17 protein-coding genes are annotated in these 20,677 nt (G+C 34.6%); 12 read left to right on the top strand and 5 right to left on the bottom strand.

Going from position 1 to position 20,677, the window contains the following annotated elements; genetic code table 11:
- The first annotated feature begins 102 nt into the window (after nt 1-102).
- Together ES674_RS15215 and ES674_RS15210 are read left to right on the top strand one after the other, a co-directional pair.
- Nucleotides 103-1,281 (top strand): acetyl-CoA C-acyltransferase, encoded by a 1,179-nt coding sequence (locus ES674_RS15215; RefSeq protein WP_148405482.1) that lies wholly within the window; start codon nt 103-105, stop codon nt 1,279-1,281.
- A 15-nt stretch (nt 1,282-1,296) separates the two neighbouring features.
- Nucleotides 1,297-2,049 carry a C40 family peptidase gene (locus ES674_RS15210; RefSeq protein WP_148405480.1) on the top strand — a complete coding sequence of 251 codons (753 nt, stop codon included), beginning with the start codon at nt 1,297-1,299 and terminating at the stop codon, nt 2,047-2,049.
- A gap of 88 nt (nt 2,050-2,137) precedes the next feature.
- Here the strand turns inward: ES674_RS15210 and ES674_RS15205 are convergent, their stop codons facing one another.
- Both ES674_RS15205 and gyrA read right to left on the bottom strand, forming a co-directional pair.
- Entirely contained in the window at nt 2,138-3,388 is a 1,251-nt protein-coding gene (locus ES674_RS15205) for a tetratricopeptide repeat protein (RefSeq protein ID WP_148405478.1), read from the bottom strand.
- Between the two features lie 11 nt (nt 3,389-3,399).
- Nucleotides 3,400-5,976 (bottom strand): DNA gyrase subunit A, encoded by a 2,577-nt coding sequence (gyrA, locus tag ES674_RS15200; RefSeq protein ID WP_148405476.1) that lies wholly within the window; start codon nt 5,974-5,976, stop codon nt 3,400-3,402.
- A gap of 260 nt (nt 5,977-6,236) precedes the next feature.
- On the opposite strand from gyrA, the gene ES674_RS15195 reads away from it, so the two are divergent.
- The 3 genes from ES674_RS15195 (at nt 6,237) to ES674_RS15185 (ending at nt 9,842) form a co-directional block, all read left to right on the top strand.
- A complete protein-coding gene (locus ES674_RS15195; protein WP_148405474.1) occupies nt 6,237-8,798 on the top strand; it encodes an ATP-dependent Clp protease ATP-binding subunit in 2,562 nt (853 codons plus the stop codon).
- Nucleotides 8,799-8,876: 78 nt separating this feature from the next.
- A complete protein-coding gene (locus tag ES674_RS15190; RefSeq protein ID WP_246126086.1) occupies nt 8,877-9,245 on the top strand; it encodes a hypothetical protein in 369 nt (122 codons plus the stop codon).
- Nucleotides 9,246-9,473: 228 nt separating this feature from the next.
- A complete protein-coding gene (locus ES674_RS15185) occupies nt 9,474-9,842 on the top strand; it encodes a hypothetical protein (protein ID WP_148405472.1) in 369 nt (122 codons plus the stop codon).
- Nucleotides 9,843-9,882: 40 nt separating this feature from the next.
- Here ES674_RS15185 and hutH read toward each other — a convergent pair whose 3' ends face one another.
- Nucleotides 9,883-11,394 (bottom strand): histidine ammonia-lyase, encoded by a 1,512-nt coding sequence (gene hutH / locus ES674_RS15180; RefSeq protein WP_148405470.1) that lies wholly within the window; start codon nt 11,392-11,394, stop codon nt 9,883-9,885.
- 117 nt (nt 11,395-11,511) lie between these two features.
- Between hutH and ES674_RS15175 the strand changes: the two genes are divergently transcribed.
- On the top strand, nt 11,512-12,549 hold the full coding sequence (locus ES674_RS15175) for a TlpA family protein disulfide reductase (protein ID WP_148405468.1): 1,038 nt from the start codon (nt 11,512-11,514) through the stop codon (nt 12,547-12,549).
- Between the two features lie 52 nt (nt 12,550-12,601).
- Here ES674_RS15175 and ES674_RS15170 read toward each other — a convergent pair whose 3' ends face one another.
- Entirely contained in the window at nt 12,602-14,173 is a 1,572-nt protein-coding gene (locus tag ES674_RS15170) for an NAD(P)H-hydrate dehydratase (protein WP_148405466.1), read from the bottom strand.
- Between the two features lie 122 nt (nt 14,174-14,295).
- Here ES674_RS15170 and ES674_RS15165 point away from each other — a divergent pair, with 122 nt between their 5' ends.
- The gene (locus ES674_RS15165) at nt 14,296-14,811 is read left to right on the top strand and encodes a GNAT family N-acetyltransferase (RefSeq protein ID WP_148405464.1); all 516 of its coding nucleotides are present in this window, start codon (nt 14,296-14,298) and stop codon (nt 14,809-14,811) included.
- Here the strand turns inward: ES674_RS15165 and ES674_RS15160 are convergent.
- Complete coding sequence (locus tag ES674_RS15160; RefSeq protein ID WP_148405463.1) at nt 14,808-16,442, bottom strand: aminopeptidase P family protein; 1,635 nt, start codon at nt 16,440-16,442, stop codon at nt 14,808-14,810. The two genes, ES674_RS15165 and ES674_RS15160, sit on opposite strands and share 4 nt — an antisense overlap.
- Nucleotides 16,443-16,628: 186 nt before the next feature.
- On the opposite strand from ES674_RS15160, the gene gcvT reads away from it, so the two are divergent.
- From gcvT to ES674_RS15135, 5 genes are all read left to right on the top strand, one after another.
- A complete protein-coding gene (gene gcvT, locus ES674_RS15155; protein ID WP_148405461.1) occupies nt 16,629-17,711 on the top strand; it encodes a glycine cleavage system aminomethyltransferase GcvT in 1,083 nt (360 codons plus the stop codon).
- Nucleotides 17,712-17,718: 7 nt separating this feature from the next.
- Entirely contained in the window at nt 17,719-18,633 is a 915-nt protein-coding gene (locus ES674_RS15150) for a glutaminase (protein ID WP_148405459.1), read from the top strand.
- Between the two features lie 20 nt (nt 18,634-18,653).
- Nucleotides 18,654-19,484 carry a sugar nucleotide-binding protein gene (locus ES674_RS15145; RefSeq protein ID WP_148405457.1) on the top strand — a complete coding sequence of 277 codons (831 nt, stop codon included), beginning with the start codon at nt 18,654-18,656 and terminating at the stop codon, nt 19,482-19,484.
- Between the two features lie 54 nt (nt 19,485-19,538).
- A complete protein-coding gene (locus ES674_RS15140) occupies nt 19,539-19,835 on the top strand; it encodes a 4a-hydroxytetrahydrobiopterin dehydratase (protein WP_148405456.1) in 297 nt (98 codons plus the stop codon).
- Nucleotides 19,836-19,952: 117 nt separating this feature from the next.
- A complete protein-coding gene (locus ES674_RS15135) occupies nt 19,953-20,675 on the top strand; it encodes a YebC/PmpR family DNA-binding transcriptional regulator (RefSeq protein WP_148405454.1) in 723 nt (240 codons plus the stop codon).
- Nucleotides 20,676-20,677 lie beyond the last annotated feature (2 nt).

The raw sequence follows: 20,677 nt of genomic DNA, 5'->3' as shown, positions 1-20,677 counted from the left end.
AAAATATAGTCGAAAATTATGGCTCTATAAAATGCTAATCATTCTCCATTCTACTAAAAAATGATTAATTTTGTGACATTCAAAAAAATAAAAGTTAATATCATGAGTAAAGAAGTCGTCATTGTATCCGCAGCCAGAACACCAATTGGTAGTTTTTTAGGAGCCTTATCCACTATTCCAGCACCACGTTTAGGGGCTATAGCCATAAAAGGCGCTTTGGATAAAATTAATTTAAAGCCTGAATTAGTTCAAGAAGTAATTATGGGTCACGTGGTTCAGGCAGGCGCTGGTCAAGCACCTGCAAGACAAGCGGCTATTTACGCAGGTGTTCCAAACACCGTTCCATGTGTTACTGTTAATAAGGTATGTGCATCTGGAATGAAAGCAGTTATGCAAGCAGCTCAATCTATTGCTTTGGGTGATGCTGACATTATTGTTGCTGGCGGAATGGAAAATATGAGTTTAATTCCTCATTACTTATATGCTAGAACAGGTACTAAATTTGGTCCTGCTCAATTAGAAGACGGCATGCAACGTGATGGATTAGTGGATGCTTATGACCAAAATGCCATGGGTGTTTGTGCCGATGCATGTGCTACAAAATATAAATTTTCTCGTGAAGATCAAGATGCTTTTGCTGTTCAATCTTATGAAAGATCGGCAGCTGCATGGAAAGCTGGGAAATTTGATAATGAAGTGGTTCCAGTTGAAGTACCTCAACGTCGTGGTGATGCTATTATAGTGGATATAGATGAAGAATTCACGAATGTGAAATTAGATAGAATTCCAACCTTAAGAGCTGCTTTCTCCAAAGATGGAACAGCTACAGCCGCAAATTCGTCTACGATAAATGATGGTGCCGGAGCTATGGTTTTAATGAGTCGTGAGAAAGCTGATGAATTAGGCTTAAAAGTTTTAGGAACTATAAAAGGATACGCAGATGCTGCTCACGAACCAGAATGGTTTACAACAGCACCAGCTAAAGCCCTACCAAAAGCTTTGGATAAAGCAGGAATTGACATTAAAGATGTGGATTTCTTCGAATTTAATGAAGCGTTTTCTGTTGTTGGTTTAGCAAACATGAAACTATTAGGTTTAAATGATTCTAACGTCAACGTAAATGGTGGCGCCGTTTCTTTAGGTCATCCATTGGGTTGTTCTGGTGTGCGTATTTTAATTACCTTATTAAACGTATTAGAACAAAATAATGCAAAAATTGGTGCAGCCGCTATTTGTAATGGTGGTGGTGGTGCTTCTGCAGTTGTTATCGAAAGAAACTAATAGGATATTTTTTGCATGCAATACGGAATTTGTAATTTAAGTATGGTTCCCTTACGATTGGAACCTAATGATACAAGTGAACTGGTTTCACAAGTATTGTATGGCGATTATTTTAAGGTGCTTGAAAAACGCAAGTCTTGGAGTAAAATCCGTTTGGGTTTTGATACCTATGAAGGCTGGATTGATAATAAACAATATCTACATATTACAGAAGAACAGTATTATAATTTGCATGAAGAAACGCCAATTCTTTCAACCGATTTAGTCGAATTTATAGAAGATAAAGACCAGCAATTATATCCAATTTCTCTAGGCTCTAGTTTAAATGCTTTGGATTTATTGCACCATACCTTTGAAGGACATTCTGTAAATACTATTTCACCTAAAGCCGCTATTTTAAAAACAGCTTTTAGCTATTTAAATGCACCTTATTTATGGGGGGGGAAAACACCTTTTGGTATAGATTGTTCGGGTTTTACCCAAATGGTATATAAACTGAATGGTTATAAACTGTTTAGAGATGCCTCCCAACAAGCAAGTCAAGGAGAAGCTTTAAGTTTTATTGAAGAAAGTGATGCTGGCGATTTAGCTTTTTTTGATAATGATGAAGGTAGCATTGTTCACGTTGGTATTATTATGCCAGACAATTTTATTATTCACGCTCATGGTAAAGTTCGAATTGATAGATTAGATCATTCGGGAATTTACAATGTAGATACCGGAATACACACACATAAATTGCGCGTCATTAAAAAGATAATTGCCTAGTTAGTTTATAATGATTGGAAAGATTATAAAAAAAAATGCTACTGAAATTCAGTAGCATTTTTTTTATGAAGTATGTTTTAAAACTGGATTATAATTTACCCTCCAATTCAGCAACTTTAGTTTTCATACGCTTAAGATTTGTAGCATCTGGAATAGCGCTATAAATATTCATTAAGGTTCTAGAAACTTCCAAGTTATTTGGATCTGTTTTTAATACAGCTTCCAAATATGGAATAGCTTGCGTATATAAATCAGCACGTGCTTGTTTCAGTTCATCATAACGCTTATTATCTTTTGCTGAAGTTCCAAGACCATTCATTTCTTGAATAATTTGTTCTTCTTCACCTAAAATTAAAGCAGCTAAGTTTGTATGCGCGTTTGTGTAAGTAGAGTCCATTTCAATTACTTTATCGTAATATTCTTTAGCCTTTTCATTATCACCAGCTTCTGAAGCTAATACACCAAGGTTATAGAATAAATCAATATTGTTTGGATCTAACTCAATAGCTTTTTCAATAAGCGCTCTGTATTCTTCCTTATTTTCTAACTTATAATGTAAGTTAGCTTCTGTAAGAATAATATTTACATCCGTTGGATTTTGAGCACGTGCTTTTTTAATAGCTTTTAAAGCTTCATCAGTTTTACCTAGATTTACATAGATAAAAGCAATGTTTTTAGTGATTTCACCAACTTTAGATTCTGAAACACGCTCGCCTGGTTTAATATAGCTACCTGTTTTTACAAATAAATCTCTATTTGCTTCATCAAAAATTTCTTCTTCACCTGTCTCTTTGTTTACAGCATAATATTCAGTTGTAATACCGCTATAGCCTAAGTCACTCAATTTTAGATAGTGCTTTAAAGCTTCTTCATAATCCTGACCACTAACGGCACTTACTGCTGCGTAATACAAATAGGTAGTATCTGAAGGAATTACATGATATAATTGCTCAAATTTAGTTCCAGCTTCAGCAAAATTGTTAGCCTTATACATGGCATTCGCCTTTGTTAGAAGCTCATTTTCCATGGCTGTTGTAAGCGCCGAAGTTTCTGATGGGTAATTTTTACCTACCAAAATTAAACTTTCAATAGCCTTATCCAAATCTGTATTATTGGCAGTTCCTTGCGCATATAGTGCTTCGGCAACCAATAAATGGTATTGGGATTTTTGCTTATCATCCATAGCAGACATCATACCTTCCGCTTCGTTTAATGCTGATTTAGCTTCAGCATAGTTTTTGCTTTTTATTGCTTTTTCGGCAGTACGTAATTCTTTCTTCTGTGCGAAAGAAATGGTGCTTACCAATATAGCCAATGCAATTAAAATTGGGTTTCTCATTTTAGTTATAATTAATTATCAATATTTGTTTCTGTTTCATCATTATCAAGAGTTGTGCCATTGTCCATTTCTGATATTTCATCGGCGTTTTCTTCAGCCAATTCATCAATAACGTCTTCGGCTTCCTCTTCTTTCATAACTTTAGCAACGGCGGCAATAGAGTCGGTTCCTTTTAAGTTAATCAATTTTACACCTTGCGTTGCACGACCCATAACACGTAAATCGGCAACCGCCATACGGATGGCAATTCCAGACTTATTAATTATCATTAAATCCTCTTCATCTGTTACAGACTTTATAGCGACTAAATGACCTGTTTTTTCTGTAATAGAAATCGTTTTAACACCTTTTCCACCACGGTTCGTAATTCGATATACAGCTTCACCATCTGCTGGATCATCAATATAGGTACGTTTTCCGTAGCCTTTTTCTGAAACTACTAAAACAGATTCTTCCATTGGGTTTTCAATAGCAATCATCCCAATAACTTCATCGGTATCATGAGCTAGAGAAATACCTCTTACACCTGATGCGTTTCTACCCATTGGTCGTGTTTTAGCTTCTTCAAAACGAATAGCTTTACCAGATTTTAAAGCTAACATAACTTGACTGTTTCCAGTAGTTAATTTAGCTTCTAATAATTCATCATCTTCTCTGATGGTAATAGCATTAATTCCATTAGTACGTGGACGTGAATACTGCTCTAAAGATGTTTTCTTAACCTGACCTTTTTTAGTAGCCATAATGACATAATGACTATTAATATAATCTTCATCTTTTAAATCTTGTGTACAAATGAAAGCTTTCACTTTATCATCCTGCTCAATATTTATAAGGTTTTGAATGGCGCGACCTTTAGATGTTTTACTACCTTCTGGAATTTCATACACACGCATCCAGAAACATTTTCCTTTTTGAGTGAAGAATAACATATATTGGTGATTTGTTCCTACAAATAAATGCTCTAAAAAGTCTTCATTTCTAGTAGTTGACGCTTTTTGTCCAACCCCACCTCTATGTTGTGTTTTGTATTCTGTAAGGGATGTTCTCTTAATATAACCCGCATGTGAAATGGTAATAACCACTTGCTCATCTGGAATCATATCTTCAATGCTTAAATCGCCACCAGCATACTCGATTACGGAGCGACGCTCATCACCATATTTATCTTTTACAACTTGTAATTCGTCTTTAATGATTTCCATACGACGCTCTTTTTTAGCAAGAATGTCTTTTAGGTCTTCAATGGTTACCATTAAATCCTCGTATTCTGAACGTAACTTATCTTGTTCTAATCCTGTTAATTGACGCAGACGCATTTCAACAATGGCCTTCGCTTGGATTTCAGATAATTTAAAACGTTCAATTAACTTCTCACGTGCTTCATCGGCATTTGAAGAGGCACGAATAAGTGCAATTACCTCATCAATATTATCTGATGCAATAATTAAACCTTCAAGAATATGCGCGCGCTCTTCAGCTTTACGTAATTCATAAGTGGTTCTGCGTACAACAACTTCATGTCTGTGTTCCACAAAGTGATGAATCATTTCTTTCAGATTCAATAACTGCGGACGTCCATTTACTAAAGCAATGTTGTTTACGCTAAAGGACGACTGTAAAGCCGTATATTTATATAAAGTGTTTAGAACGATATTTGGAATAGCATCACGTTTTAAAACGTAAACAATGCGCATTCCGTTTCTATCGGATTCATCACGAATGGTTGCAATACCATCAATTTTCTTTTCGTTTACTAAATCGGCCGTTTTTTTAATCATATCGGCCTTATTCACTTGATATGGAATTTCGGTAACGATAATAGATTCACGTCCTTGAACTTCTTCAATTCGTGCTTTTGCGCGAACAACAATACGTCCACGACCCGTTTTAAAAGCCTCTATAACGCCGTCATATCCATAAATAGTTCCTCCTGTAGGAAAATCTGGTGCTTTAACGTGCGTAATTAATTCATCAATTTCAATATCGGTATTTTCAATATAAGCTACAATACCGTCTACTACTTCGCTTAAGTTATGAGGTGGCATATTGGTTGCCATACCTACAGCAATACCAGATGCACCATTTACTAATAAACCTGGGATACGCGTAGGAAGAACGGTTGGTTCATGTAACGTATCATCAAAATTTAATTTATGATCTACTGTCTCCTTATCAATATCCGCCAACATATCTTCAGATATTTTACGCATACGTGCTTCTGTATAACGCATGGCTGCAGGACTATCGCCATCCACAGACCCAAAGTTTCCTTGTCCATCCACTAACATATAACGTAAACTCCATTCTTGAGCCATACGAACCATAGCATCATAAACAGATGTATCACCGTGTGGGTGGTATTTACCTAAAACTTCCCCAACAATTCTTGCGGACTTTTTATGGGCACCTGTAGCTCTAATTCCAAGTTCGTGCATACCAAAAAGTACACGTCTGTGCACCGGTTTTAATCCATCTCTTACATCAGGTAAGGCACGTGACACAATGACTGACATTGAATAGTCAATGTAAGCCGATTTCATTTCATCTTCAATGTTAATTGGGATCAATTTTTCTCCTTCTGCCATATATAATTATAATTAGATTTTTGTAGGTTTACAAATCGTGCTAATATAACCATTTCCTCAACTACAGCAAGGGTTTCTTTAATGTTTTTTCGCTTTTTTTATTAACAATGTTAACCCTGCTTTTCGTTAACAAGTAAGCTGTTAAAAATTTTGACTTTATAAACTTTTTTTTGTCTATTAGCATACTGCGTATTAATTAGGGTATGATTTTTGTCCTTGATGATATGATTTAGTACATTTAATGCAGAAAGGAATTATTTATGGATGACAATTTTTCACCAAGAGTTAAAGATGTAATTGCTTACAGCAAGGAAGAAGCCTTAAGATTGGGACACGATTTTATAGGTACGGAACATTTAATGCTTGGATTATTACGAGACGGTAACGGGAAAGCAATTGATATTTTGAGTGCTTTAGAAATAGATTTAAACCATTTAAGACGTAAAGTTGAAATATTAAGTCCTGCAAACCCTAACGTGGCAGTAGCTTCTAATAGCAAGAAGAACTTACACCTGACTAGACAAGCCGAAAGGGCTTTAAAAACGACATTTTTGGAGGCCAAGCTTTTTCAAAGTAACTCCATTAATACGGCACACCTATTATTGTGCATTTTAAGAAATGAAAACGATCCCACAACCAAACTTTTAAATAAGTTGAAAGTGGACTATGATAACGTAAAAGAACAGTTTAAGTTTATGATAACAAACGACGAAAATTATCTTGATATAACAGGAGAGCCGAAAGCGGAGTCTTTTCAGGATGACGATTCAGCTACAGATGACGACACTTCAAAAGATAACTTATTTAATTCGCCTACTGGAAAAACAAACAAGAAGTCTAAAACACCTGTTTTAGATAATTTTGGACGTGATTTAACCGCGATGGCTGAAGAAGGTAAGTTAGATCCGGTTGTTGGACGTGAAAAAGAAATAGAACGCGTTTCGCAAATTTTAAGTAGACGTAAGAAAAACAATCCACTTTTAATTGGTGAACCAGGCGTAGGTAAATCGGCTATTGCTGAAGGTTTAGCTATTCGAATTATAAAGCATAAGGTATCGCGAACTTTATTCAATAAGCGTGTTGTGACTTTGGATTTAGCGAGTTTAGTAGCAGGTACTAAATACCGTGGCCAATTTGAAGAGCGTATGAAAGCCGTTATGAACGAGCTGGAAAAGAATGATGATATTATTCTTTTTATTGATGAAATCCACACCATTGTTGGTGCAGGTGGTGCTACAGGAAGTTTAGATGCTTCCAATATGTTTAAGCCGGCTTTAGCACGAGGTGAAATTCAATGTGTTGGTGCTACTACTTTAGATGAATATCGTCAGTATATTGAAAAAGATGGAGCTTTAGAACGTCGTTTTCAAAAAGTAATTGTAGAACCAACAACGGTTGATGAAACGATTGAAATTTTAAACAACATTAAAGATAAATACGAATCGCATCACAACGTCGAATATACTCAAGAAGCTATTGAAGCCTGTGTGAAATTAACCAACCGTTATATGACGGACCGTTTTTTACCAGACAAAGCTATTGATGCCTTGGATGAAGCAGGTTCTCGTGTTCATATTACGAATATTAATGTTCCAGATCAGATTCTTGAATTGGAGAAACAACTAGAAGCGGTTAAAGAAACCAAATCTACCGTTGTTAAAAAGCAAAAATATGAGGAAGCAGCTAAATTACGAGATGATGAAAAACGCCTTGAAAAAGAATTAGCTATAGCTCAAGAAAAATGGGAAGCAGACACTAAATTACACCGTGAAATTGTAACGGAAGATAATGTAGCTGATGTAGTTTCTATGATGACAGGAATTCCTGTAAATAGAATAGCCCAAACCGAAATTAACAAATTGGCTATTTTACCAGATTTAATTAAAGGTAAAGTTATTGGTCAAGACGAAGCCGTTGCGAAGGTGGTTAAAGCCATTCAGCGTAATCGTGCGGGATTAAAAGATCCGAATAAGCCCATTGGTTCATTCATCTTTCTAGGACAAACTGGTGTTGGTAAAACGCAATTAGCAAAAGTGCTTTCAAAAGAATTATTTGATAGCGAAGATGCTTTAGTCCGAATTGACATGAGTGAATATATGGAAAAATTCGCCATTTCTAGATTAGTTGGTGCACCTCCAGGATACGTAGGTTATGAAGAAGGTGGACAGTTAACTGAAAAAATCAGACGAAAACCTTATGCTGTTTTATTGCTTGATGAAATTGAAAAAGCGCATCCAGATGTTTTCAATATGTTATTACAAGTTCTAGATGACGGTTTTTTAACAGATAGTTTAGGTCGGAAAATTGATTTTAGAAATACCATAATCATCATGACATCTAATATCGGTTCTCGAAAACTTAAAGATTTTGGAGCAGGTGTTGGTTTTGGAACAGCTTCGCAGAAATTGCAAGAAGACGCCAATGCTAGAGGTGTTATTGAAAATGCACTTAAAAAAGCTTTTGCTCCTGAATTCTTAAACAGAATTGACGATGTCGTAGTATTTAATGCTCTTGAAAAAGAAGACATTAATAAGATTATTGATATTGAATTAGAAAAACTTATTCTACGTATTAAAGATATTGGCTACACGCTTAAATTAAGTAAAGCAGCCAAAGATTTTATTGCAGATAAAGGTTTTGATAAGCAATATGGTGCTAGACCTTTAAAAAGGGCTATTCAGAAGTATGTTGAAGATGCTTTAGCTGAAGAAATTATCAATTCTAAAATTACAGAAGGTGATAAAATTGCTATGGATTTGGATACTAAAACCAATGAATTAGTGATTAAGATTGAAGCTGGAAAAAAAACGACAGAATCTTAAAATAAATTAGTAATTATTGAAAACTCCGCTTACTTTTGCGGAGTTTTTTTTTATAAAAATTTTTAATTAATTTTATAAATGTCCGTGGTTAACAAATATCATTTTGGTGAAATCACCTTTCACGATAACTACATGATTGCCGTAATGAATGAAGGTATTACCATTTCTTTAGTTTTAAATAATGAACTATATGATATAGCAAGATCATATTTTAATGATAACAAATTTGTATATATAACACACCGAAAAAACTCCTATTCTGTAGATCCAAATGTGTATTTTGAAACAGTAAAAATTAAAAATCTTGTAGGTTTTGCTGTTGTTTTTGGTGACACGGTTCAAATAGATAATACTGATTTTGAACGTACTTTTATCAGTATTCCTTTCAAATCTTTTAACAATATAGATGAAGCCACAAGCTGGGGAAACTATTTGTGCTGCTCTTAACCCCTTTCAAATGATATCCATCTCTTTAATTTTACGTCCTATTCTTCCCTAATGAATTTAATGAAGAAATATAAGTATGAATATCGAATTGATGCAATCACAACTTGATATAATATTAGCCTTGAATAATATAAATCTACAATCAAAAATTACATAAAATTCTGATATATAAAAGATTATATATAATTAATATAGCTTTTTAATTCAAAAATTTAATTAACTTTATATATGCCAGTTATTAAAAAATTTCATTTTGGTGAACTTACATGTTACAGCCATTACGCTATTGCAGTTATGGATAGAGGCATCACTGTTACTAAAGAATTAAATAAACAATTGCGAGATTTTGCTGCAGAACATTATAATGGCGAGAAATTTGTTTACATAACCCACAGAGTAAATTCCTATTGTGTAGATCCAAATATTTATTATAAAACCTCCAAAATTGAAAATCTGATGGGTTTTGCTATTGTTTTTGGGGAAACGGTTCGGATAGACAATTCCGATTTTGAAAGCGCGTTTATTAGTATCCCGTTTAAAGCTTTTAACTCTATGGATGAAGCCATTGCCTGGGCTGACGATTTATGTGATAAATAAAATCCTGTTACCTAACCTCAATTTTTATATTGCTAATCTCCTATTCGTAAATTTCGCGATCGTCAATTTGTAAATTGCTTAAAAACGAAATGGAATTCTGAATATCAATGTGCAACTCACGATCATTGGATACAAATGAAACATCTTGACGGAATGCTGTTAAAACAGATTCTATAAATGGGGAAGATTTTAATGGCGCTCTAAAAAATAAAGCTTGAGATGCATTAAACAATTCAATAGCTAAAATACGCTCCACATTATGAATCAAGGTATAGGCTTGAGTTGCAGCATTGGCGCCCATACTTACGTGATCTTCTTGACCATTACTAGACACAATACTGTCAATACTCGCAGGGCTAGCCAATTGTTTATTAGCACTTACAATGCTGGCTGCTGTATATTGTGGAATCATAAAACCAGAGTTTAAACCGGGATTATCCACTAAAAATGTTGGCAAGCCTCGTAAACCAGAAACTAGTTGAAAAATCCGTCTTTCTGAAATATTTCCTAATTCTGCCATGGCAATTTTTAAATAATCTAAAGCCAACGCTAAAGGTTGACCGTGGAAATTTCCTCCTGAAATAATTAAATCTTCCTGACTAAATATATTCGGGTTATCGGTTACAGAATTGATTTCTGTGATGAATGTTTTTCTAACAAAATCCAACGTGTCTTTTGTAGCACCGTGAACTTGTGGCATGCATCTAAAAGAATACGGATCTTGTACATGCTGCTTATGTTGAGAAATAAGTTCACTTTCTTCTAGAAATTCACGAATACGTTCAGCTGTTTTTAATTGCCCATTATGAGGGCGAACCAAATGCACCAACGCATTGAAAGGTTCAATTCTACCGTCAAAAGCTTCTAATGACGTACTTCCTATTAAATCCGCTAAATAAGATAATTTGAAAGCCTTCATTAATAAATGAATCCCGTAAGCTGACATAAATTGCGTGCCGTTTAAAAGCGCTAAACCTTCTTTAGATTGTAAGGTAATAGGTTCCCAATTAAATTTCTTTAAAATAGATTCTGACGTATGAACAGCATCTTCAAAATACACTTCGCCTTTGCCAATTAATGGCAATGCCAAATGCGCCAAAGGAGCTAAATCACCTGAAGCTCCTAATGAACCTTGAGTATAAATTACCGGTAAAATATCATGGTTATAAAAATCCATTAAACGCTTAGCGGTTTCCAATTGCACACCACTATGACCGTAACTTAAGGACTGTACTTTTAAAAGCAACATCAATTTAACAATGGCTTTTGGAACCAATTCTCCCGTTCCACAAGCGTGAGACATAACCAGATTCTCTTGCAGTTTGGTTAAATTTTCTGTGGAAATTTTCACATTATACAAAGAGCCAAAACCGGTATTAATACCATAAATTGGTTGGTCTTGATTAACTAATTTTTCATTTAAATAATCCCGACAAGCCTGCATTTTCTTAATAGAATCGTTAGAAAGCTCAAGCGCTTTATTTTCCTCTAAAATACTTGAAATGGTTTCTAAATTAATGCGGTCTTGTGAAATGTAATGGATTGTTCTCATGCTTGTATCGATTAGGCCAAAATTCCACATTCATATGCTATTATGCAAACAAAACCTGATAATTCATTTATAATTCATCTTAAAAATCTATTTTTGAGTAAATAAACCTATTCAAAAATGAATAAAACACTCATATTAATATCAGTATTATCCATATTAGCTTGCAAAGAAGAAGCACCTAAAGACTACGCTACTTTTACAGGGAAAATAACTAATAAAAATAGCGATTCGCTACTTATTAGAACCCGTGATTACTCCAAAACTATCGCCGTAAACGCTGATGGTACATTTAGTGATACCCTAAAAGTTAAAACAGATATTTACAATGTTTTTGATGGTACCGAATCTACTTCTGTCTTTTTAAAGAATGGTTATGAAATTGACATGACTATTGACACTGAAAAGTTTGACGAAAGCGTTAAGTTTTCGGGAACTGGATCTGAACACAGTAACTTTTTAGCTCAAAAATCCTTAAAAGAAGAGCAACTTTTAGACTTTGAAGCTTTAAGTACTATTGAAGATATGGAAACGTTGGAAACCAAATTAAATGGTATTGAAACGGAATTATCGGATTTCTACAATTCGGATAAAACCATTGATACGATGATAACAAACAACGCGAATAAGGATTTAACACCAATGTTAAAATCATACAAATCGTTTATAGGCCAATCCATTGCTTTAAAAAATGAATTACCTAAAGGCGCTCCTTCTCCAACTTTTAGCGATTACGAAAATTATGATGGTTCCACAACCTCGTTATCAGATTTAGCTGGAAAGTATGTGTATATAGATGTATGGGCAACTTGGTGTGGACCTTGTAAAGTTGAAATTCCCTTCTTAAAAGAATTAGAAAAGAATTACCACGGCAAAAACATTCAATTTGTTAGTATGTCTATTGATGATGACAGAGCTCATGATAAATCTTGGGACAAAGCGCGTGAAGCATGGAAAGCTATGATTGCGGATAAAGAATTAAGTGGTATTCAAATTTTCGCACCTAAAGGTTGGAAATCAGAATTTATTGAAGCTTATAAAATTAACGGCATTCCGCGTTTTATTTTAATTGATCCTGCAGGAAACGTAGTATCTCCGGATGCTCCAAGACCTTCAAGTGATGCTTTAAGAGCATTATTAACGGAATTAAAAGTGTAATTTTTAGAGTGCTTATAAATTTAAAGAGTCGCAAATTTGCGACTCTTTAAATTTATATTTTCTTTTGAGATTCTTTGGGTTCCGCTTCGGTCTCTTCCACTTGCAGCGGTTCGGGTTTAGTAAACAAATCAATATAAGCATCGCCTAAAGTTTCTATGACATGAGACGCAATCATGGCTTCATAACCCAGACTTTGCACCGCAATATCAGCAGATTTACCATGCAAATACACGCCAAAAATGGATGCTTCCAACGGTTGGTAACCTTGAGCAATTAAACCTGTAATAATCCCGGTAAGCACATCACCAGTTCCTCCAGTTGCTAAACCAGGATTTCCAGTAGAATTAATATAAATTTTATCCTCTAAAATTGTTAAGGTATAAGCGCCTTTAATCACCATAATGACTTTATGTTTTTTTGAAAATGCTTTTACTTTTTTCAACTTATCAAAATCATTCTTCCATTTTCCTATTAAACGTTCTAATTCTTTTGGATGTGGCGTTAAAACTGTGTTTTCTGGCAATAATGCTAATAAATCAGTGTTTTTAGACAATATATTTATGGCATCTGCATCAATAACCAAAGGTGTTTTGTTGTTCGTTAAAAACACTTTTAACGCTTCAGACGTTTCTTTTTCAGTTCCTAATCCAACTCCTAATCCTATAACCGTAGGTTTTATTTTAAATTGAATATTGCTTATATATTCCTCGTTTTCATCTGTTATAACCATTATTTCAGGCAAACTAGATTGCATAGGAATATAGCCACATTTTGGAACAAAAGCCGTTACTAAACCAGCGCCAGCGGACATAGCAGAATGGCTTGCCAAAATAGCAGCGCCTATTTTACCATAGCTACCGCCAATTATCAAGGCATGACCAAAGCTTCCTTTATGCGAAAATTGATCGCGTGTTTTATAAATAGGAAGTACTTCTTGTTTGCCTATTAATTCAACTTCTGTTGGTGTGTTTATTAGGTAATCCCGATCAATACCAATATCTAAAACTTCCCATTGCTCCGTATATTTAGCTGTTTCAGGTAAAAAGAAAGCCAATTTAGGCGATTGAAAACTTAAGGTATAACTTGCCCAAACCATATCTTTTTCATCAGCGGGAACACTATCTGTTTTCATTCCAGAAGGCAAATCGATAGCCAAGGTATAGGCTTTGGAAGTTTTAAAATGTTGAAATAAATTCACCACCCAATCATCAGCAGGACGGTTTAATCCAATGCCAAAAACAGCGTCAATGATAATATCATCTGGGCCAATTTCGGGAAAATCATCTTTTGGACCAATAAGGGTTGGCCACTTTTTAGAGGTTTGCTTAATTCTATCGTAATTAATTAGAAAATCTTTGGTGCGCTTGTCACTAAAATTAACCACATAGGTATGCACATTATAGCCATGATTAATTAAATGGCGCGCTACTACTAATCCATTGCCACCATTATTTCCAATACCACAAAAAACTTGAATAGGCACTTGAGCACCTTGCATCCGCATGTGCAACCAGTTAAAAATTTGCGTACCAGCACGTTCCATAAGCTCTGTAGAACTTATATTTTGGCGTTGGGCTGTTAATTTATCGCCTTCGTAAATCTGCTTATCGGAAAATATTTTCATAGGTGAATGTCTCTTTTTCAATTATGGGATTAAAATGGACTGTGAATCAAAAATACATCTAATTTTATAGTCCAAAAAAATATACTTTTGCATTTTATAAACTTCATGCTGCCAAATACCAAATGATTAAAATAATAAAAGCGGACACAAATCATGCGGAACTTCTATCCGGAATTGCAAGACAATCCTTTATAGAATCGCACGCCATAAGTGCGTCAGAAACGGATATTTCCAATTATATCAATTCGAAATTGACAATTGCAGCCTTTGAAACCGAATTAAAAGATGTCAATAACCATTTCCATATTCTTTACTTTAATGAAAAACCTACTGGTTATTCAAAGATAATCTTCAATTTCGCTCAAGATAATCTTCCTTTTAAAAACGTAACTAAACTCGAACGAATTTATGTTTTGGAAGAATTCCATCATTTAAAACTGGGTTTACACCTTTTTACATTCAACCTTGAATTATCTAAAAACAACCAGCAATCTGGCATGTGGTTATATGTTTGGACCGAAAACCAAAAAGCTATTAATTTTTATAAAAAAGCTGGTTTTGAAGTTGTAGGTCGTTACGATTTTAAAATTTCTGAAACACATTCCAACCCTAATCATCAGATGCTTTTAAGTTATTAGTTTAAAGTCGGCAAAACAAAATCATCTAAAGCGCTTTTCTCTTTCATTAAAGCTTCAATTTCTTTAGAACTTCTTGGTGCTTCTGCAGATAAATTTACAGGACCATTATTGGTAATTAATATATCATCTTCAATACGAACCGCAATTCCCCACCATTTTTTATCGCAATCACTACCATCTGGAATATAAATTCCTGGTTCTACAGTTATAACCATATTATGTTTAAAAGCACCGTAAAGTCCCGGGTCATGAACATCTAATCCTAAATAATGTGAGGTGCCATGAGGGAAATATTGTCTAGCTTCTTTTTCCGTTTTGGCAATACCTAAACCTATTAAACCTTTATGAATTACAGCACGACTCGCGGCATCTGCTGCATTAAATGAATTCCCCACTTTGGCTGCTGCTATGCCAGCTTCTTGTGCTTCATACACTAAATCGTATATTATTTTTTGATCTTTGGTAAATTTACCATTAGCAGGAATTGTTCGCGTAACATCTGCTGAATAGCCATGATACTCCGCGCCCAAGTCCATTAAAACCAATTCATTATTCACTTGCATTTTACTATTTTCAATATAATGTAAAACACAACCGTTATTTCCAGCACCTACAATACTTGGGTATCCTTCATATTCACTACCATATTTTTTATAAACGAATTCATGAATCCCTTGAATTTCTAGTTCTGACATTTTAGGATGCATGGCCTTCATGATTTCGCGCTGGCCCATAGCCGAAATACGCACAGCTTTTGTTAATAAATCCAGTTCTTCTTCCGTTTTAATTTCACGTAAACCCGCCATTAATGTGGATAAACTTTGAGTATCTAAATTCGATTCTGGTTTTTCCTGTTCAATTTTAATGACTTGTTGTTTCAGTTCCAAACGAACTTTAGGATCTGTTGTTTCTGTATAGTCTGAAATAACCTGATCCTTTTTTAAATCGGGATAATATTCCAAAGCACGACCAATTGTTTGAGCTACATTGGCACTATTTTCAATGTCGGTAGCTTTAATCATATCATAAATACGCGATTTCATAGGATTTGGCAAGCTGGCCTCATCATAATTAGCTTGCTGTTTAAACTGCTCAATTAAACTGTATAAATCGGCTTGATTACGCTTGGAATCGCGATAATCATTATTAAAATCATTAAATAACACTTTAGTAAATTTTGAATACTCTACTTCTGAACTTGGGAATTCGCTACCATTAGAAACCATCTTAAAACCTAATTGATTTTTAGCGCCTTCCACTCCTAGTCGTTTTCCGGTCCACTGCTCTGCTTGCGGATTTTTCTCTTGAACATATAACATTTCATTATAAGAATTACCATCACTCGTGGTTTGATCTTCTGAAAACAACACCAAAACAGCATGCGGTTCTTTATAACCTGTTAAATAGTAAAAGTCAGGATCTTGGTGGTACATAAAGTCCACATCATTTGCACGATTCCTAACGGGATTCGCAAAAAATACGGCTACACTATTTTTAGGCATGCCTTTACGCAAAGCATCACGACGCTCTTGGTGAAATTCTGCAGATAAATAATCTGTGGCAATATTTTCCTGCGCAATCATATTGATACCAAGAAATAGCGAAAAAAGTGTAATAAATAGGTTTTTCATAGAATGTGTAGTTTATTAACTTTCCAAATTAATAGAAAAATAGTTTGAATTACTTTTAAAATTTAAAATTAACAGTTTTTTAAGCCTAGTTTACTATTGGGTCCCACTTCAAAACAGATAAATTTCAATACATTTGCGCAACAACTGAAGTCTAATTTAAAGATTCCGAATACGCGGAAAATACTTATGAAAAATATAGCTTTATCATCAACACATGAAGCACTTGGAGCTAAAATGGTTCCTTTTGCAGGTTTTAATATGCCCGTTCAATATGAAGGCATCAATATCGAACACGAAACGGTTCGTAATTCTGTAGGTGTTTTTGACGTATCGCACATGGGTGAATTTTTAGTTGAAGGCCCAAATGCTTTGGCATTAATTCAAAAAATCACCTCTAATGATGCTAGTAAATTAACCATTGGTAAAGCGCAGTATAGCTATTTCCCAAATGAAACTGGCGGCGTTATTGACGATTTAATTATTTACAAGTTAAAAGAAGAAACCTATCTTTTGGTTGTAAATGCTGGAAATATTGAAAAGGATTGGAATTGGGTAAAAGCTAAAAATGATGTTGGAGCAGATATTCGCGATGTAAGTGATGATTATTCACTTTTAGCCATTCAAGGCCCAAAAGCTATTGAAGCTATGCAGTCTATTACCAGTCATAATTTATCCGATATTAAATTTTACAACTTTGTAGTTGGCGATTTTGCTGGTGTAGAAAATGTAATTATTTCAGCAACGGGTTATACTGGTAGCGGTGGATTTGAAATTTATTGTAAGAACTCGGAGGTTAAGAAAATCTGGGACGCTGTATTTGAAGCGGGTGCCGATTATGGTATTAAACCAATTGGTTTAGCTGCTCGTGATACCTTGCGTTTGGAAATGGGTTATTGTTTATATGGTAATGATATTGACGAAACCACTTCGCCTTTTGAAGCTGGATTAGGTTGGATTACGAAGTTTACAAAACCGTTTACCAATTCAGAAAAATTGGCCAAAGAGAAAGAAGCAGGTTTAAAACGCAAATTAATTGCTTTTGAATTAGACGAAAAAGGAATTCCAAGAACGGGTTACGATATTGTAGATGCTGATGGAAACGTTATTGGAACCGTGACCTCTGGTACTATGTCACCGTCCTTAAAAAAAGGTATTGGTTTAGGTTATGTTCCTATGGATTTTACTGCTGTAGATTCTAAAATTTATATTCAAATTCGAAAAAATGCCATCCCTGCAACGGTTATAAAATTACCATTCTATAAAGGATAAGGAATGCATGATAGACTACCAAGCCATTTTAAATACCATTTACGCCAACGTAACTCAAGAATCTGATAAGGGTGAAATTGCCACGTATATTCCTGAATTATCTGGCGTAGATCCGAATCGGTTTGGCATGCATTTAAAGCTCATTTCAGGTGAAGAATTCGCGGTTGGCGATTCAGAAGTGGGGTTTTCAATTCAAAGTATTTCCAAAGTTTTAACGCTTGCTATGGCTATGAGCCAAGTAGGATCGACAATTTGGGAACGCATGGATGTAGAACCATCTGGAAACCCTTTTAATCATTTGTCACTTTTAGAATTAGAAGAAGGAATTCCTAGAAATCCGCTTATTAATTCTGGAGCTATTGTAATTGCTGATATTTTGGTAACACAATTAAAGAATCCGAAAGCTGATTTTTTAAAATACGTGCAAGATATCACTGGCGATTCTAGTATTTCCTATAATTTGAAAGTAGCACAATCTGAAAAAGAAACTGGATTTAATAATTACGCGGCAGCCAATCTTTTAAAGTCGTTTGATAATCTGCATAATTCGGTTGATGATGTTTTAGATTTTTATTTCCATCAATGTTCATTGGAAATGTCCTGTTCTCAAATAGCCAAAGCCTTCTTTATGTTTGCAAATAAAGGCGTTTGTTTAAGAGATGTAGGGCGACTGACTAAAACGCAAGCCAAAAGAATAAACGCCATTATGTTAACCTGTGGATTCTATGATGAAGCCGGTGAATTTGCTTTTGAAGTAGGATTGCCCGGAAAAAGTGGCGTTGGTGGTGGCATTGCGGCCTCACTTCCACATGAATTTAGTATTTCCGTTTGGGCGCCAGGATTAAATCCGCAAGGAAATTCCAAATTGGGCATGTTAGCTCTAGAGCAATTTACAACGCTTACCAAACAATCTATTTTTTAATAAAAACCTACTTATTGGCCATGTCGGCATCTCAAAACAAACATAGAATACTTATTTTAGGTGCTAGTGGCTTTATTGGCAATGCCATTTACAAAGAGCTCTGCTCCTATTTTAAAACCTATGGAACCTACCGAACACCAAAACCAGAATTTGAAAAAAATCAGCACTTTTTTCATTATGATTTGGAAGAAGATGATGTTTTTGAAATATTAGAAATTGTTAAACCAACCATCATTATTTCAGCTCTTCGTGGCGATTTCAACGCGCAAGTTATAGCACATTCTCATATAGCGCAATATGTGCAAATGTATAAAAGTAAATTGCTGTTTTTATCATCTGCAAATGTATTCGATTCCTACAGTAAATACCCAAGCTATGAAACCGATAAAACTTTAAGCCATAGCGTTTATGGACATTTCAAAATTAAAATAGAAAACATGCTTTTGCGTTTGCCCAAACGTCAAGTCGCTATTTTAAGGTTGCCTATGGTTTTTGGAAGTAAATCGCCTAGAATAACTGAAATAAAAGAATTCATCAAGAATAAAGAAGCTATTGAAGTGTTTCCCAACTTGATCATGAATATTGCAACCGATTTAAAATTAACCCAACAAATTCATTATATCATTAATAGAAATAAGAGTGGTATTTTTCATGTGGGAAGTTCAGATTTGGTGCATCATGACGAATTTATTTCTGAAATTTTAGAAACATTACACTTTAAAAATGTTTTGCTAAAACAGGTTTACACCTCTAATGATGATAGGTATTTAGCCGTTATGTCCAAGTATAATTTATTACCCAAGCATTTACAGTTTACCAGTAAAAATTTCCTAACAGAAATAGAAATTTAGTTGATTTTCATTTGTAATTTAGCTATATTATCAATTAAAATAAAACACAAGACTATGAGTAAATTATCCAAAGAAGATATCGAAAAGAAATTATTGCGTTTTCCAGATTGGGAATATTTTGATGAAGCTATTCATGCGGAATTCGAATTCGAATCCTTTAAAGATTGCTTTAGTGCCATGAGCCGTATTGCTTTTGAATGTGAAGCTTTAAACCATCACCCAGAATGGACCAATGTTTATAATGTATTAAATATTTCATTGTCCACGCATGAAGCTGATGGTGTAACCAACAAAGATTTCAAATTGGCAGAAGCTATTGATGCTATTGTAGTTCCTGAAGATGAAGACTAAATAATAGATTTATTTTTAACAAATATCTCTAAAAATGATTCCGATTACTTTTAGAGATTTTGTTAATTTGTACCACAAAAACAAATTACTTTTAAATTTTAAAATTTCACTTGAACTATGGGAAGAGCTTTTGAGTTCCGTAAAGCACGAAAAATGAAACGTTGGTCTGCCATGAGTAAAGCGTTTACGCGCATTGGGAAAGACATTGTAATGGCTGTTAAAGAAGGCGGACCTGATCCAGCTTCTAACTCCCGATTACGTGCGGTAATTCAGAATGCCAAGGCTGTTAACATGCCAAAAGACAACGTTGAACGTGCCATTAAAAAAGCTTCAGATAAAAGTCAAGGCGATTATAAAGAAGTTATTTTTGAAGGTTACGCACCTCATGGTATTGCTATTTTAGTGGAAACGGCTACCGATAATAACACCCGAACTGTTGCTAATGTACGCAGTTATTTCAATAAATGTGATGGTAGTTTAGGAACTTCAGGCTCTGTTGTTTTTATGTTTGACCATACCTGTAATTTCAGAATTGATGCCGAAGGATTAGATCCAGAAGAAATGGAATTAGAATTTATAGATTTTGGTGCTGAAGAAGTATTTGCCGATGATGATGGTATTTTAATTTATGCCCCTTTTGAAAATTTTGGTGCCATTCAAGCCGAATTAGAGAAACGGGAAATTGAAATTCTTTCTTCAGGTTTTGAGCGTATTCCACAAGTATTAAAAGCCCTAAATGAAGAGGAAATGGCAGATGTTGAAAAGCTTCTAGAAAAATTAGAAGAGGATGATGATGTCCAAAACGTTTACCATACCATGGAAGAAAGTGGTGACGAATAATA

Source organism: Bizionia myxarmorum (genome assembly GCF_008086205.1).
GTDB lineage: Bacteria > Bacteroidota > Bacteroidia > Flavobacteriales > Flavobacteriaceae > Algorimicrobium > Algorimicrobium myxarmorum.
This window is presented reverse-complemented; position numbering and strand designations above follow the sequence as displayed.